The 15,175-nt window shown below is 71.4% G+C and carries 14 protein-coding genes; 12 read left to right on the top strand and 2 right to left on the bottom strand.

What is annotated here, in order from left to right; translation table 11 throughout:
* Nucleotides 1-90 precede the first annotated feature (90 nt).
* Nucleotides 91-1,758: a hypothetical protein gene (locus ACIBL4_RS20675; RefSeq protein WP_399412069.1), complete on the bottom strand. Its 1,668-nt coding sequence runs from the start codon at nt 1,756-1,758 to the stop codon at nt 91-93.
* 172 nt (nt 1,759-1,930) lie between these two features.
* Complete coding sequence (locus ACIBL4_RS20670; protein WP_399412067.1) at nt 1,931-4,129, bottom strand: elongation factor G-like protein EF-G2; 2,199 nt, start codon at nt 4,127-4,129, stop codon at nt 1,931-1,933.
* A gap of 215 nt (nt 4,130-4,344) precedes the next feature.
* On the opposite strand from ACIBL4_RS20670, the gene pgsA reads away from it, so the two are divergent.
* The 12 genes from pgsA (at nt 4,345) to secD (ending at nt 15,175) form a co-directional block, all read left to right on the top strand.
* The gene (gene pgsA, locus ACIBL4_RS20665; RefSeq protein WP_399412589.1) at nt 4,345-5,109 is read left to right on the top strand and encodes a phosphatidylinositol phosphate synthase; all 765 of its coding nucleotides are present in this window, start codon (nt 4,345-4,347) and stop codon (nt 5,107-5,109) included.
* A complete protein-coding gene (locus tag ACIBL4_RS20660; RefSeq protein WP_399412065.1) occupies nt 5,106-6,014 on the top strand; it encodes a phosphatidylinositol mannoside acyltransferase in 909 nt (302 codons plus the stop codon). The genes pgsA and ACIBL4_RS20660 overlap by 4 nt, the downstream gene beginning before the upstream one ends.
* Nucleotides 6,011-7,174 carry a glycosyltransferase family 4 protein gene (locus ACIBL4_RS20655; protein ID WP_399412063.1) on the top strand — a complete coding sequence of 388 codons (1,164 nt, stop codon included), beginning with the start codon at nt 6,011-6,013 and terminating at the stop codon, nt 7,172-7,174. Before ACIBL4_RS20660 ends, ACIBL4_RS20655 begins: the two co-directional genes overlap by 4 nt.
* A 44-nt stretch (nt 7,175-7,218) precedes the next feature.
* Nucleotides 7,219-7,761, top strand: a complete 543-nt coding sequence (locus ACIBL4_RS20650; RefSeq protein ID WP_306968626.1) for a hypothetical protein — start codon at nt 7,219-7,221, stop codon at nt 7,759-7,761.
* A 133-nt stretch (nt 7,762-7,894) separates the two neighbouring features.
* On the top strand, nt 7,895-8,806 hold the full coding sequence (pdxS, locus tag ACIBL4_RS20645; RefSeq protein ID WP_399412061.1) for a pyridoxal 5'-phosphate synthase lyase subunit PdxS: 912 nt from the start codon (nt 7,895-7,897) through the stop codon (nt 8,804-8,806).
* Between the two features lie 5 nt (nt 8,807-8,811).
* Nucleotides 8,812-9,417: a pyridoxal 5'-phosphate synthase glutaminase subunit PdxT gene (gene pdxT, locus ACIBL4_RS20640; protein ID WP_399412059.1), complete on the top strand. Its 606-nt coding sequence runs from the start codon at nt 8,812-8,814 to the stop codon at nt 9,415-9,417.
* 48 nt (nt 9,418-9,465) lie between these two features.
* A complete protein-coding gene (locus tag ACIBL4_RS20635; RefSeq protein ID WP_086600414.1) occupies nt 9,466-10,218 on the top strand; it encodes a YebC/PmpR family DNA-binding transcriptional regulator in 753 nt (250 codons plus the stop codon).
* Between the two features lie 115 nt (nt 10,219-10,333).
* Nucleotides 10,334-10,864 (top strand): crossover junction endodeoxyribonuclease RuvC, encoded by a 531-nt coding sequence (gene ruvC, locus ACIBL4_RS20630; protein WP_307174096.1) that lies wholly within the window; start codon nt 10,334-10,336, stop codon nt 10,862-10,864.
* Nucleotides 10,861-11,466, top strand: a complete 606-nt coding sequence (ruvA, locus tag ACIBL4_RS20625) for a Holliday junction branch migration protein RuvA (RefSeq protein ID WP_399412057.1) — start codon at nt 10,861-10,863, stop codon at nt 11,464-11,466. The genes ruvC and ruvA overlap by 4 nt, the downstream gene beginning before the upstream one ends.
* A gap of 28 nt (nt 11,467-11,494) precedes the next feature.
* Complete coding sequence (gene ruvB, locus ACIBL4_RS20620; RefSeq protein ID WP_307174095.1) at nt 11,495-12,565, top strand: Holliday junction branch migration DNA helicase RuvB; 1,071 nt, start codon at nt 11,495-11,497, stop codon at nt 12,563-12,565.
* A gap of 185 nt (nt 12,566-12,750) precedes the next feature.
* On the top strand, nt 12,751-13,248 hold the full coding sequence (yajC, locus tag ACIBL4_RS20615; RefSeq protein ID WP_307174094.1) for a preprotein translocase subunit YajC: 498 nt from the start codon (nt 12,751-12,753) through the stop codon (nt 13,246-13,248).
* Nucleotides 13,249-13,411: 163 nt separating this feature from the next.
* Complete coding sequence (gene secD / locus ACIBL4_RS20610) at nt 13,412-15,175, top strand: protein translocase subunit SecD (RefSeq protein ID WP_399412056.1); 1,764 nt, start codon at nt 13,412-13,414, stop codon at nt 15,173-15,175.

Below are 15,175 nucleotides of genomic sequence, written 5' to 3'. Positions count from 1 at the left end.
CCAGGCGGCACGGGTGGGCGCGGCGGCACCTCGCAGCGCCGAGTTGCGCTCCCACCCCCGCCCCAGCCGCAACGCCGGGCACCTCAACAACTAGGCGTCGTACACATCCGCCTTCTTCGGCGAAGCCTCCTGCACCGCCCCACTGAGCGCCGCCGACCTGGACCCGAACTTCTCCACGTCCACCCCGTTCTCCCGCAGCACCTTCAGCGCCGCGGTATGCACCACCCGCAGCACAGGCGTCGCAGCCCGCAGCGCATCGTCCGCCATGAACCGGTGCCGCCACGGCTGGTCCGCCCACGCGTGCCGCAGGCCGAACGGCTCCGGAAGCGTCAGGCTGCCGCCCAGCCAGTTCAGCAGCGGCGGATACCAGGTCAGCGGGGCGCGCGCGGCCAGCCGCACCACCTCGTCGGCGTCGATCAGGGGCATCTTCACGGTGCGGGTCTCCCAGAACCGGAGAGCCTTCTGGACCGTCTTCTCCTTGGCCGCCGGCTTCTCGTTGAACAGGGAGTTGACCGGCCCCAGCGCATGCCCGGTGACCTCGATGCGCAGCGTTTCGTGCAGCACCGTCACCGTGATCAGCATCGTGATGACCAGGTGGCCGTCCCACAGGGTCCACTGCACACCCAGGTAGTGCCGGTCGCCGCTGCCGAACTGCTGCTTGTTGCAGATGTCCTGTATGGCGTGCGTCCGGACCGTGTACGCGTCGACGTCCGCGCCGCTCGGGCGGGACACCTCCGTCGCCTTCTCGCCGATCGGCGTGACGATCCAGTGCGTGATGGACGGCTTGGTGAAGCCGCCGGTGTTGATGGACGTGCGCTCCAGCATGCCCAGGCCGCCCTGGATCGCCACGATGACGTCCCAACTGCGGAAGGGGTGGAAGTCCTTGCCCGGCTCGGCGGACACCAGCTCCTCGGCCAGCTGCCAGCTGCCCCACCGCGTGCCCATGCCGAGTATGCCCTTGGGCCCGGCGTAGAAGACCGAGTTGGACCGCTGCTCGGCGGCCAGACGGGCCAGCTCCTTGCGGACCTGCTCGGCCGCGTCACCGGGGTTGCCCGGCACCGCCTCGGGGATCTTGGCGCCCACACCGCCGCCCGACAGCAGGCTCGACCAGCGCTCCCGCAGATCGCGGGCCGTGCGCTCGCAGATCTGCTTGGCCCAGAACCAGCCGACGACCGGCATGACGACGGCCGCGCGCCCGTACAGGGCCCAGAATCCCTCGAACGGCATGCGGATCAGGAACAGCACGGCGAGCGCGCCCACGGCGACCAGCAGGGTCGTGGCGAGGGCGCCGGCCCGCTTGTCCTCGCGCTTGGCCATGGTGGTGCGCAGCGTGAACACCAGCAACCAGACGAGGAAGCCGGGCAGGAAGAGCAGCCCGCAGATCACCGTGACCGCCGACAGCCAGTTGTCGCGGTCGCGGCGGATGCGGTGGGCCGCCAGACAGTGCTCCACGACGACCTGGGGCTCGATGCCGAAGGACTGGATGACCGGGTTGCGCCCGGCGCCCAGCATGCGGTCGATGACGGCGCGGGAGAAGGCCTCGCCGAAGTTGGGGCGGAAGATCTTCGCCCAGGAGCGCGGTGGGGTCACCTTCGACTGGTGCCACTCGTTGTCGGCGTTCAGGATCTTGGTGACCTCGTCGTCCCGGTACGCCGCCGCGGCCAGCGCGTAGGTCGCCGCTGTCTGGCCGCTCGCACCCGCCAGAGGCACCTGGGCCCCTGGGCTGAAGTCGAATCCGTCCGTCACTGCCGCCCCCATCGCTGCCGCTTCCGCATCAAGCGGCCTTCCCGAGTTCCGCGCTCCGCACACCTGTTGATCAGGTCATCAGCGTATCCGCAGGCACCGACATCCGTCGGCGGGCGGTCCCCGGAACCGCCCGCCTGTGCGGAGGGAGCCCCCACCGGGGCCACTTGGCCCTCTCGGGCCCCAACTAGGAGGCCTTGCGCTCCTCTTCACGGATCCGGTCCGCCACCTGCTGCGGCATCGGCTCGTGCCGTGCGTACCGGCGGCTGAAGCGGGCCGTGCCGTGCGTCATCGACCGCAGGTCGATCGCGTACCGGCCGATCTCGATCTCGGGCACCTCGGCCCGGACCAGAGTGCGCCCGCCGGGCGTCTGCTCGGTGCCGAGCACCCGGCCGCGCCGCCCCGACAGGTCGCTCATCACGGCGCCCACGAAGTCGTCGCCGACCAGCACCGACACCTCGGCCACCGGCTCCAGCAGATGGATCTTCGCGTCGGCCGCGGCCTCCCGCAGCGCGAGCGCCCCGGCCGTCTGGAACGCGGCGTCGGACGAGTCCACCGAGTGCGCCTTGCCGTCCAGGAGCGTCACGCGTACGTCGATGAGCGGATATCCGGCGGCGACCCCCTTGGCGGCCTGGGCGCGTACGCCCTTCTCCACCGACGGGATGAACTGCCGGGGCACCGCGCCGCCGACGACCTTGTCCACGAACTCGATGCCAGAGCCGCCCGGCAGCGGCTCCACCTCGATCTCGCAGATGGCGAACTGCCCGTGCCCGCCGGACTGTTTGACGTGCCGGCCACGCCCGGCCGCCTTGGTCGCGAACGTCTCGCGCAACGACACCTTGTGCGGTACGACGTCGACCTGGACGCCGTAGCGGCTGCGCAGCCGCTCCAGGGCGACGTCCGCGTGCGCCTCGCCCAGGCACCACAGGACCACCTGGTGGGTGTCCTGATTCTGTTCGAGCCGCATCGTCGGGTCCTCGGCCACCAGCCGGGCCAGGCCCTGCGAGAGCTTGTCCTCGTCCGGTTTGCTGTGCGCCTGGATGGCCAGCGGCAGCAGCGGGTCGGGCATCTGCCACGGCTCCATGAGCAGCGGGTCGTCCTTGGCGGACAGGGTGTCGCCGGTCTCGGCACGGCTGAGCTTGGCCACGCACGCCAGGTCACCGGCGATCACGTGCGACACCGGGCGCTGCTGCTTGCCGAAGGGCGTGGACAGGGCGCCGATCCGCTCGTCGACGTCGTGGTCCTCGTGCCCGCGGTCGGCCAGGCCGTGCCCGGAGACGTGGACCGTCTGGTCGGCCCGCAGGGTGCCGGAGAAGACCCGGATCAGCGACAGCCGGCCGACGTACGGGTCCGAGGAGGTCTTCACGACCTCCGCGACCAGCGGCGCGTCCGGGTCGCACGGCTTGAGCTCGCGCGGCTTGCCGTCGACCGTCGTCACCCGCAGCGTCTCGTGCTCCAGCGGCGTGGGGAAACCCCGGGTGATCAGCTCCAGCAGCTCCACCGTGCCCAGCCCCTGCCGGGAGCCCTCGGTCGCGGGGGCGGCGGCCAGGACGGGGAAGAAGACCCCGCGTGCGACGGCCCGCTCCAGGTCCTCGATCAGGGTCTTGACGTCGACCGGTTCCCCGCCGAGGTAGCGGTCCATGAGGGTCTCGTCCTCGCTCTCCGAGATGATCCCCTCGATCAGCCGGTTGCGGGCCTCCTCGATCAGCGGCAGCTGGTCCTCGCCCGGCTCGGACTCCTTGCGCTCGCCGGTCGAGTAGTCGAACAGCTTCTGCGACAGCAGCCCGATCAGGCCGGTCACGGGCGCGTGCCCGTCCGGCGCCTCGGGGCCGCGCAGCGGCAGGTAGAGCGGCAGGACCGCGTCGGGGTCGTCCGCGCCGAAGGCCTCCGCGCAGATCCGGGTCATCTCCTCGAAGTCGGCGCGCGCCGCCTCCAGGTGCGTGACGACGATGGCCCGGGGCATGCCCACGGCCGCGCACTCCTCCCACACCATGCGGGTCGAGCCGTCCACGCCGTCCGAGGCCGAGACGACGAAGAGGGCCGCGTCCGCCGCGCGCAGACCGGCCCTGAGCTCACCGACGAAGTCGGCGTATCCGGGGGTGTCGAGGAGATTGACCTTGATGCCGTCCCACTCGACGGGTACCAGGGAGAGCTGCACCGAGCGCTGCTGCCGGTGCTCGATCTCGTCGTAGTCGGAGACGGTGCCGCCGTCCTCCACGCGGCCCGCCCGGTTCACTGCCCCCGCCGTGAGCGCGAGGGCCTCCACCAACGTGGTCTTGCCCGATCCGGAGTGGCCGACCAGCACCACATTCCGTACGGACTGGGGGTGGTCGGCCGCCTGTGCCCTGCCGGCGGCCCCGGGGTGTGTCTGTGCCTTGTCGCCCATGATCCTGCCTCCCGTGCACGGTGAGGTCACTGTGGGCGCGGACACGCGGGATCCGCGTGCGGTGCGGCTCCGGCGACGCCCGCGGTTATTCGACCTTCCCACTCCCGTCACGGTGCGTCCATACGAAGGACGTGATCGCGCCCCGCTCCGCGCACCGGTGCGCCGTGACACGGGCCTCGGGTCCCGCCCGTCGCCCGCACGCGCGCGTGGCTACGATGGGCCAGCCGGTGGCCAGCAGGGGCCAGACGGCGACACCGACCCTCGGGAAGGCCATGCTGAACAAGTACGCGCGTGCATTCTTCACGCGTGTTCTCACACCGTTCGCCGCGTTTCTGATCCGGAGGGGCGTCAGCCCCGACACCGTCACGCTCATCGGCACCGCCGGTGTGGTCGCGGGCGCGCTGGTCTTCTACCCCATGGGCGAGTTCTTCTGGGGCACGGTCGTGATCACGCTGTTCGTCTTCTCCGACCTGGTCGACGGCAACATGGCCCGCCAGCTCGGCCGCTCCAGCCGCTGGGGCGCCTTCCTGGACTCCACGCTCGACCGGGTCGCCGACGGCGCGATCTTCGGCGGCTTCATCCTCTGGTACGCCGGCGGGGGCGACGACCTCGTCCTGTGCGCCGTCTCGATCTTCTGCCTGGCCAGCGGCCAGGTGGTGTCGTACACCAAGGCCCGTGGCGAGTCGATCGGCCTGCCGGTCGCCGTCAACGGGCTGGTCGAGCGGGCCGAGCGACTGGTGATCTCCCTGGTCGCGGCCGGGCTCGCGGGCCTGCACGCGTTCGGTGTGCCCGGCATCCAGTACCTGCTGCCGGTCGCCCTGTGGATCGTCGCCGTGGGCAGCCTCGTCACGCTGATCCAGCGGGTCGTCACGGTCCGCCGCGAGTCCGCGGAGGCCGAGGCCGCGAGTGCGGCTGCCGCGCAGGACGACAATGGGGGCGAGCAGGAGAACGCCTCCCACGGGAGCGAGGCATCCACGTGAGCGCACAGGACCGGTTGACGGACGCGCTGTACGGACTGGGCTGGAGCACCGTCAAGAAGCTCCCCGAGCCGGTCGCCGTACGCCTCGGGAACACCATCGCCGACCTCGCCTGGAAACAGCGCGGCAAGGGCGTGCAGCGGCTGGAGAGCAACTACGCGCGCGTGGTGCCGGGCGCGAGCACCGAGCGCCTCGCCGAGCTCTCGCGCGCGGGCATGCGGTCGTACCTGCGCTACTGGATGGAGTCCTTCCGCCTCCCCGCCTGGAGCAAGGAGCGCATCGAGGGCGGCTTCGTCGCCAAGGACCTGCACTACCTGACCGAGGGCCTGGCCGCCGGGAAGGGCGTCATACTCGCCCTGCCGCACCTGGCCAACTGGGACCTCGCCGGCGCCTGGGTCACCACGAAGCTCGGCATCCCGTTCACGACGGTCGCCGAGCGCCTGAAGCCGGAGACGCTGTACGACCGGTTCGTCGCCTACCGCGAGGGCCTCGGCATGGAGGTCCTGCCGCACAGCGGCGGCACCGCCTTCGGCACCCTGGCCCGGCGGCTGCGCGACGGCGGCCTGGTCTGCCTTGTCGCCGACCGCGACCTGTCCGCCTCCGGCGTCGAGGTCGGCTTCTTCGGCGACACCGCCCGGATGCCGGCCGGACCGGCCCTGCTCGCCCAGCAGACGGGCGCCCTGCTGCTCCCCGTCACCCTCTGGTACGACGACTCGCCCCTGATGCGCGGCCGTGTCCACCCGCCCGTCGAGGTGCCCGAGTCGGGCACGCGCGCCGAGAAGACGTCCGTCATGACACAGGCGCTGGCCGACGCCTTCGCCTCCGGGATCGCCGACCACCCGGAGGACTGGCACATGCTGCAGCGCCTGTGGCTCGCGGACCTCGACCCTTCGAAGGGGCCATCGTGAGGATCGGCATCGTCTGCCCGTACTCCTGGGACGTACCGGGCGGCGTCCAGTTCCACATCCGGGACCTGGCCGAGTACTTCATCCGTCTCGGGCACGAGGTGTCCGTCCTCGCCCCGGCCGACGACGACACCCCCCTGCCGCCGTACGTCGTCTCGGCCGGCCGTGCGGTGCCGGTGCCGTACAACGGCTCGGTGGCCCGGCTGAACTTCGGCTTCCTGAGCGCCGCCCGGGTGCGCCGCTGGCTGCGCGAGGGCGCGTTCGACGTCATCCACATCCACGAGCCGACCTCGCCGTCGCTGGGCCTGCTGACGTGCTGGGCCGCCCAAGGGCCGATCGTCGCCACGTTCCACACGTCCAACCCGCGCTCCCGCGCGATGATCGCCGCGTACTCCATCCTCCAGGCCGCCCTGGAGAAGATCAGCGCGCGGATCGCGGTGAGCGAGTACGCCCGGCGCACCCTCGTCGAGCACCTCGGCGGAGACGCGGTGGTGATCCCGAACGGCGTCGACGTCGACTTCTTCGCCACGGCCGAGCCCAAGGCCGAGTGGCAGGGGGACACGATCGGCTTCATAGGGCGCATCGACGAGCCCCGCAAGGGCCTGCCGGTGCTGATGAGGGCCCTGCCGAAGATCCTCGCCGCCCGTCCGCAGACCCGGCTGCTGGTCGCCGGGCGCGGTGACGAGGAGGAGGCGGTGGAATCGCTCCCCGCCGAGCTGCGCTCTCGCGTCGAGTTCCTCGGCATGGTCAGCGACGAGGACAAGGCCCGCTTCCTGCGCAGCGTCGATCTGTACGTCGCGCCCAACACCGGCGGCGAGAGCTTCGGGATCATCCTGGTCGAGGCCATGTCCGCCGGAGCCCCCGTCCTCGCCTCCGACCTGGACGCCTTCGCCCAGGTCCTGGACCGGGGAGAGGCCGGTGAGCTGTTCCCCAACGAGGACGCCGACGCCTTGGCCGACGCGGCCGTACGCCTGCTGGACGACCCGGCCCGGCGCGCGGAACTGCGCGAGCGGGGCAGCGCCCACGTGCGCCGCTTCGACTGGTCCACCGTCGGCGCGGACATCCTGTCCGTCTACGAGACGGTGACGGCGGGCGCGGCGGCGGTGGCCGAGGACGAGCGGACCAGCGGGCTGTGGGGGCGGCTCGGCCTGGCCCGGGACTGACCGGGCACCCAACCGTGTGAGCAGGCACCGGTAGCCTCAGGGCCGTGACCGCAACCCTCATCTGGATCCTCGTCGCCCTCGTGGTGATCGGCCTGTACCTGAGCTGGACGGCCGGGCGGCTGGACCGGCTGCACGCGCGCATCGACGCGGCCCGCGCCGCACTCGACGCACAGCTGCTGCGCCGCGCCTCCGTCGCCCAGGAACTGGCCACCTCCGGGGTGCTCGACCCGGCCGCCTCGATCGTCCTCTACGAGGCCGCGCACGCCGCCCGTCAGGCGGAGGAGGAGCAGCGCGAGGTCGCCGAGAGCGAGCTGAGCCAGGCGTTGCGAGCCGTGTTCGGGGAGGTCCAGCAGGTGGAGGCGGTGCGGGAGGCGCCCGGCGGCGAGGAGGCCGCCGAGGAACTCGCGCAGGCGGTGCGGCGCGTCCCGATGGCCCGCCGCTTCCACAACGACGCCGTACGGGCCGCCCGCGCCCTGCGCCGGCACCGCAAGGTCCGCTGGTTCCGGCTGGCGGGCCACGCCCCGTTCCCTCTGGCCTTCGAAATGGACGACGAGCCTCCGGCGGCCCTGGCGGACCGGGCCGCCTGAGCCCCCGTCCCCGCCCGTTCCCCGGCCGTCCGCCGGAAAAGGATCCACAGCGTTCCCATTGGCCCTTGCTGTGGCCTGGTCCCCTCGCGTTTCCTCGGTGCTGCAGAATTCCCCTTCCGTAGCGAGGTCATCCGTGTCCACCACGTCCCCCAACTCCCAGGCCCCCGAGACCGGCACCGCCCGTGTGAAGCGCGGTATGGCCGAGCAGCTCAAGGGCGGCGTCATCATGGACGTCGTCACGCCGGAGCAGGCGAAGATCGCCGAGGACGCGGGCGCCGTCGCCGTCATGGCCCTGGAGCGGGTCCCGGCCGACATCCGCAAGGACGGCGGCGTGGCCCGCATGTCCGACCCGGACATGATCGAGGGCATCATCGAGGCCGTCTCGATCCCGGTGATGGCCAAGTCGCGCATCGGCCACTTCGTCGAGGCCCAGGTGCTGCAGTCCCTCGGCGTCGACTACATCGACGAGTCCGAGGTCCTCACCCCGGCCGACGAGGTCAACCACTCCGACAAGTGGGCCTTCACCACGCCGTTCGTCTGCGGCGCCACCAACCTGGGCGAGGCCCTGCGCCGCATCGCCGAGGGCGCCGCGATGATCCGCTCCAAGGGCGAGGCCGGCACCGGCAACGTCGTCGAGGCCGTCCGCCACCTGCGCCAGATCAAGAACGAGATCGCCCGGCTGCGCGGCTTCGACAACAACGAGCTGTACGCCGCCGCCAAGGAGCTGCGCGCCCCGTACGAGCTCGTGCGCGAGGTCGCCGAACTCGGCAAGCTCCCGGTCGTGCTGTTCTCCGCCGGCGGTGTCGCCACCCCGGCCGACGCCGCCCTGATGCGCCAGCTCGGCGCCGAGGGCGTCTTCGTCGGCTCCGGCATCTTCAAGTCCGGCGACCCGGCCAAGCGCGCCGCCGCCATCGTGAAGGCCACCACCTTCTACGACGACCCGAAGATCATCGCCGACGCGTCCCGCAACCTCGGCGAGGCCATGGTCGGCATCAACTGCGACACCCTCCCCGAGACCGAGCGCTACGCCAACCGCGGCTGGTAACCCCCATGAGCACTCCTGTCATAGGCGTCCTGGCCCTCCAGGGCGACGTACGGGAGCACCTCGTCGCCCTGGCCGCGGCCGATGCCGTGGCCAGGCCGGTGCGGCGCCCCGAAGAACTCGCCGAGGCGGACGGCCTCGTCATCCCCGGCGGCGAGTCCACCACCATCTCCAAGCTGGCGGTGCTGTTCGGCCTGATGGACCCGCTCCGCGCGCGCGTGCGGGACGGCATGCCCGTCTACGGCACCTGCGCCGGCATGATCATGCTCGCCGACAAGATCCTCGACCCGCGCTCGGGCCAGGAGACCGTCGGCGGCATCGACATGATCGTGCGCCGCAACGCCTTCGGCCGGCAGAACGAGTCCTTCGAGGCGGCCGTCGACGTCAAGGGCGTCGAGGGCGACCCGGTGGAGGGCGTCTTCATCCGCGCCCCCTGGGTCGAGTCCGTCGGGGCCCGGGCCGAGGTGCTCGCCGAGCACGACGGCCACATCGTCGCGGTCCGTCAGGGCAACGCTCTGGCCACGTCGTTCCACCCGGAACTGACCGGCGACCACCGTGTGCACGCCCTGTTCGTCGACATGGTGCGCGCGAAGCGGACGGCCGAGTCCTTGTAGGATTCCTGCGTTCGTTGCTGAGATGGGTTACGCGAAGGAGACAGGCAGATGTCCGGCCACTCTAAATGGGCCACGACGAAGCACAAGAAGGCCGTCATCGATGCCAAGCGCGGCAAGCTCTTCGCGAAGCTGATCAAGAACATCGAGGTGGCGGCCCGGATGGGCGGCGCCGACCCCGAAGGCAACCCGACGCTCTACGACGCCATCCAGAAGGCGAAGAAGTCGTCGGTCCCCAACAAGAACATCGACTCCGCGGTCAAGCGCGGCGCGGGCCTGGAGGCCGGCGGCGCCGACTACGAGACGATCATGTACGAGGGCTACGGCCCGAACGGTGTCGCCGTGCTCATCGAGTGCCTCACCGACAACCGCAACCGCGCCGCCTCCGAGGTCCGCGTCGCCATGACCCGCAACGGCGGCTCCATGGCCGACCCGGGCTCGGTGTCGTACCTGTTCAACCGCAAGGGCGTCGTGATCGTCCCCAAGGGCGAGCTGACCGAGGACGACGTGCTGGGCGCCGTGCTGGACGCGGGCGCCGAGGAGGTCAACGACCTCGGCGAGACCTTTGAGGTCATCAGCGAGGCCACCGACCTGGTCGCGGTCCGCACCGCCCTCCAGGACGCCGGCATCGACTACGACTCCGCCGACGCCAACTTCGTCCCGACCATGCAGGTCGAGCTGGACGAGGAGGGCGCCAAGAAGATCTTCAAGCTGATCGACGCGCTGGAGGACAGCGACGACGTGCAGAACGTCTTCGCCAACTTCGACGTCAGCGACGAAGTCATGGAGAAGGTCGGCGCGTAACGCCGTCGCGGACTCCGCGGGACCCAACGGGCCGACGGGACACACCCCGTCGGCCCGTCGCGTTGTCGGTGGCACCCGATAGCCTGCAGGAACAGGCGATCGAGAGGGAGGGCGCGTGCGCGTTCTGGGGGTGGACCCGGGCCTGACCCGGTGCGGTGTCGGCGTGGTCGAGGGCGTCGCCGGACGGCCGCTCACCATGATCGGCGTCGGCGTCGTCCGCACGCCCGCGGACGCGGACCTCGGCCACCGCCTCGTCGCCATCGAGCAGGGCATCGAACAGTGGCTGGACGAGCACCGGCCGGAGTTCGTCGCCGTCGAGCGCGTCTTCAGCCAGCACAACGTCCGTACGGTGATGGGCACGGCCCAGGCCAGCGCTGTCGCCCTGCTGTGCGCCTCCCGCCGCGGCATCCCCGTGGCGCTGCACACGCCGAGCGAGGTCAAGGCCGCCGTCACCGGCAGCGGTCGGGCCGACAAGGCCCAGGTGGGCGCCATGGTGACCCGTCTGCTCCGGCTGAGCGCACCGCCCAAGCCCGCCGACGCGGCCGACGCCCTCGCCCTCGCCATCTGCCACATCTGGCGCGCCCCCGCGCAGAACCGACTCCAGCAGGCCGTCGCCCTGCACACATCGAAAGGCCGTACGGCATGATCGCCTTCGTCAGCGGCACGGTCGCCGCGCTCGCCCCCGACGCAGCGGTCGTCGAGGTCGGCGGCGTCGGCATGGCCGTCCAGTGCACGCCGAACACGCTGTCCACACTGCGCATGGGCCAGCCCGCCAAGCTGCACACGTCCCTCGTCGTACGGGAGGACTCGCTCACCCTGTACGGCTTCGCGGACGACGACGAGCGGCAGACCTTCGAGCTGCTCCAGACGGCCAGCGGTGTCGGCCCCCGGCTCGCCCAGGCCATGCTCGCCGTGCACAGCCCGGACGCCCTGCGCCGGGCCGTCGCCACCGGCGACGAGAAGGCGCTCACGGCCGTCCCCGGCATCGGCAAGAAGGGCGCCCAGAAGCTGCTGCTGGAGCTGAAGGACCGCCTCGGCGAGCCGGTCGGCGTCCCCGCCGTCGGTACGGCCGTCAGCGCGGGCTGGCGCGACCAGTTGCACGCCGCCCTGATCGGCCTCGGCTACGCGACCCGGGAGGCGGACGAGGCCGTGACCGCCGTCGCTCCGCAGGCCGAGGCCGCCGAGGGCACCCCCCAGGTGGGACAGCTGCTGAAGGCGGCCCTGCAGACCCTGAACCGCGCCCGATGATCCGCACCGAGATTCCGAGGCACACCCCATGAACTGGGACGACACGACCGACGCCGATGCCGCCGAGCGGCTGGTGGACTCCGTCGCCGACCGTGAGGACCAGGCCGTCGAGGCCGCCCTGCGCCCCAAGGACCTGGGCGAGTTCATCGGCCAGGAGAAGGTCCGCGAACAGCTCGACCTCGTCCTGCGCGCCGCACGCGCGCGGGGCGCCACCGCCGACCACGTGCTGCTCTCCGGCGCCCCCGGCCTCGGCAAGACCACCCTGTCCATGATCATCGCGGCCGAGATGGGCGCCCCCATCCGCATCACGTCGGGCCCCGCCATCCAGCACGCCGGAGACCTCGCCGCGATCCTGTCCTCCCTCCAAGAGGGCGAGGTCCTCTTCCTCGACGAGATCCACCGCATGTCCCGGCCCGCCGAGGAGATGCTGTACATGGCGATGGAGGACTTCCGCGTCGACGTCATCGTCGGCAAGGGCCCGGGCGCCACCGCCATCCCGCTGGAGCTGCCCCCCTTCACCCTGGTCGGCGCCACCACCCGCGCGGGCCTGCTGCCGCCCCCGCTGCGCGACCGCTTCGGCTTCACCGCCCACATGGAGTTCTACGAACCGGCCGAACTGGAGCGGGTCATCCACCGCTCCGCGGACCTCCTCGAAGTCGAGATCGAGCCGGACGGCGCCGCCGAGATCGCCGGCCGCTCCCGGGGCACGCCCCGCATCGCCAACCGCCTGCTGCGCCGCGTCCGGGACTACGCGCAGGTCAAGGCCGACGGCCTGATCACCAGGGACATCGCGGCAGCGGCCCTCGCCGTCTACGAGGTGGATGCCCGCGGCCTCGACCGCCTCGACCGCGGCGTGCTGGAAGCCCTGCTCAAGCTGTTCGGCGGCGGCCCCGTCGGCCTGTCCACGCTCGCGGTCGCGGTGGGGGAGGAGCGCGAGACCGTGGAGGAGGTCGCCGAACCCTTCCTGGTACGGGAGGGCCTGCTGGCCCGCACCCCGCGCGGCAGGGTCGCCACCCCCGCCGCATGGGCGCATCTCGGCCTCACACCGCCCCGCTCCCAGACCGCCGGAAACGGACAACAGGATCTGTTCGGGGCGTGACGGCTCCGTCACCGCTCCGGGACGGCGAGGCCAGTGGCCGGAGCAGGAACCCCGGTGCCATGCTGAGCGTTGTTCCATGCGCGCGGACTCGCTTAGACTCCGCCGATGCCGCCTTTGTCGGCGGCGTACACACCCCCAACCATCTGGCCGCTCACAGCGCGGTCGTGTGAAGGAAGTACCGACCCGTGAGTCTCCTGACCCTCCTCCCGTTCATCGTGCTCATCGGGGCCATGTTCCTGATGACCCGGTCGGCCAAGAAGAAGCAGCAGCAGGCCGTGGAGATGCGGAACCAAATGCAGCCCGGCAGCGGTATCCGCACCATCGGGGGCATGTACGCCACCGTCAAGGAGGTGAACGAGGACACCGTCCTCGTCGACGCCGGTCCGGGCGTCGAGCTCCTCTTCGCCAAGAACTCCATCGGCGCAGTCCTCACCGACGACGAGTACAACCGCATCGTCCACGGCGTCGAGCACGACCTGAAGTCCGACGCCGACCTCGTCCCGGACGACGCCTCCTCCCTCACCGAGACCGGCGACTCCGCCGCCGACGCCACCGCTGACGACAAGGCCGTCGACCTCGGCAAGAAGGACGCGGCCGACGAGCCGGCCGACGACGCCCCGGCCGGCGAGGCGAAGACGGACGAAGAGCCGAAGAAGACCGACGGCGACTCCGAGGCGAAGTAGTCGCGGGGCCGGGGGGGGGGGGGGGGGGGGGCCCCCCCCCCCCCCCCCCCCCCCCCGCCCCCCCCCCCCCCCCCGCGACCGGCTCGCACGGAATCCCGACACCATGTCATGGCCGCCCGTCCGCCGATCCGGAGCGCGGCGGCCCGAGAGGGAGTACGAGAAGGTGGCCACACCTAAAAAGGGCCGGAGCGCGAGCGCCCAGAGCAAGCCGGGGCGCTCGCTGGCCCTGATCCTGATCGCCATCGCGGCGCTCACCGGTGGGATGTTCGCCTCGGGACACACGACACCGCGTCTCGGCATCGACCTTGCCGGCGGTACGAGCATCACGCTCGAGGCGGTCCCCGAGGCCGGCAACGAGGCGGCGATCAACAAGACCAACATGGACACCGCCGTCTCCATCATGGAGCGCCGTGTCAATGGTCTGGGCGTCTCCGAGGCCGAGGTCCAGACTCAGGGCCGGGACAACATCATCGTCAACATCCCCAAGGGCACGAACTCCGAGCAGGCCCGCAAGCAGGTCGGCACCACCGCCAAGCTGTACTTCCGCCCGGTCATCGCCACGGAGGTCTCCGGCGGCGCCGGCGCGGCCAGTCCCTCGCCGAGCCCCACGGGAAGCCCGTCGGACAAGCCGTCCGGCAAGGCCACCGACAAGCCCGAGGCCACCGACAAGGGCTCCGCCTCCCCGTCCGCCTCGCCCACCACGCAGGGCCGCGCGGTCACGGACGCGCTGAAGGCCGACGCGACGCCGTCGGCGAGCGCCTCGGACAAGGCGAAGGCCAGCCCCTCCCCGTCCGCGTCCGACGGCGCCGCCGCCGACGCGAGCAAGCTCCAGGAGCAGTACGCCAAGCTCGACTGCACCAACCCGAAGACCCGCTCCTCCGTGGGCGACGGCGTCAAGGCCTCCCAGCCCACCCTGGCCTGCGGCAAGAACTCGCAGGGCCAGTGGCAGAAGTACATCCTCGGCCCGGCCGAGGTCGACGGCACCGACGTCGACAAGGCCCAGGCCGTCCTGAACACCCAGACCGGTGCGGGCTGGACGGTCACGATGGACTTCACCGACCGGGGCGGCAAGAAGTTCGCGGACATCACCGGCAAGCTGGCGCAGAACCAGTCGCCGCAGAACCAGTTCGCGATCGTCCTCGACGGCGACGTGGTCTCCGACCCGTACGTGCGGCAGGCGCTCACCGGCGGCAACGCGGAGATCTCCGGCAACTTCAACCAGCAGTCCGCCCAGGACCTGGCCAACATGCTCAGCTACGGCGCGCTGCCGCTGACCTTCCGGGAGGACAGCGTTTCGACCGTCACGGCCGCGCTCGGTGGTGACCAGCTGAAGGCCGGTCTGATCGCCGGCGCGATCGGTCTCGCGCTGGTCGTCATCTACCTGCTGCTCTACTACCGCGGCCTGGCGTTCATCGCGATCCTCTCGCTGCTGGTCTCCGCCGCCCTGACCTACACGATCATGGCGCTGCTCGGCCCGACCATCAATTTCGCGCTGAACCTGCCCGCCGTGTGCGGTGCCATCGTCGCGATCGGCATCACGGCGGACTCGTTCATCGTGTACTTCGAACGCGTCCGCGACGAGATCCGGGAGGGCCGCTCGCTGCGCCCCGCCGTCGAGCGGGCCTGGCCGCGCGCCCGGCGCACCATCCTGGTCTCCGACTTCGTGTCGTTCCTCGCCGCCGCGGTGCTCTTCATCGTCACCGTCGGCAAGGTCCAGGGCTTCGCGTTCACGCTCGGCCTGACCACCCTGCTCGACGTGGTCGTGGTGTTCCTCTTCACCAAGCCGCTGCTGACGCTGATGGCCCGCCGCCCGTTCTTCGCGAACGGCCACAAGTGGTCCGGCCTCGACCCGAAGGGTCTGGGAGCGAAGCCCCCGCTGCGCCGCACCCGCCGCCCCGCCGCCCCCGTCGACACCAAGGAGGCCTGA

Origin of the sequence: Streptomyces sp. NPDC050416 (genome assembly GCF_044458845.1) — a bacterium.
Lineage (GTDB): Bacteria > Actinomycetota > Actinomycetes > Streptomycetales > Streptomycetaceae > Streptomyces.
This window is presented reverse-complemented; position numbering and strand designations above follow the sequence as displayed.

Bases quoted from the DNA above. Each gene is read 5' to 3' on its own strand.
- ruvB (WP_307174095.1), top strand. From the start codon at position 11,495: ATGAACTGGGACGACACGACCGACGCCGATGCCGCCGAGCGGCTGGTG.
- ACIBL4_RS20635 (WP_086600414.1), top strand. From the start codon at position 9,466: ATGTCCGGCCACTCTAAATGGGCCACGACGAAGCACAAGAAGGCCGTC.
- ruvA (WP_399412057.1), top strand. From the start codon at position 10,861: ATGATCGCCTTCGTCAGCGGCACGGTCGCCGCGCTCGCCCCCGACGCA.
- ACIBL4_RS20670 (WP_399412067.1), bottom strand. From the start codon at position 4,129: ATGGGCGACAAGGCACAGACACACCCCGGGGCCGCCGGCAGGGCACAG.
- pgsA (WP_399412589.1), top strand. From the start codon at position 4,345: ATGGGCCAGCCGGTGGCCAGCAGGGGCCAGACGGCGACACCGACCCTC.
- pdxT (WP_399412059.1), top strand. From the start codon at position 8,812: ATGAGCACTCCTGTCATAGGCGTCCTGGCCCTCCAGGGCGACGTACGG.
- ACIBL4_RS20675 (WP_399412069.1), bottom strand. From the start codon at position 1,758: ATGGGGGCGGCAGTGACGGACGGATTCGACTTCAGCCCAGGGGCCCAG.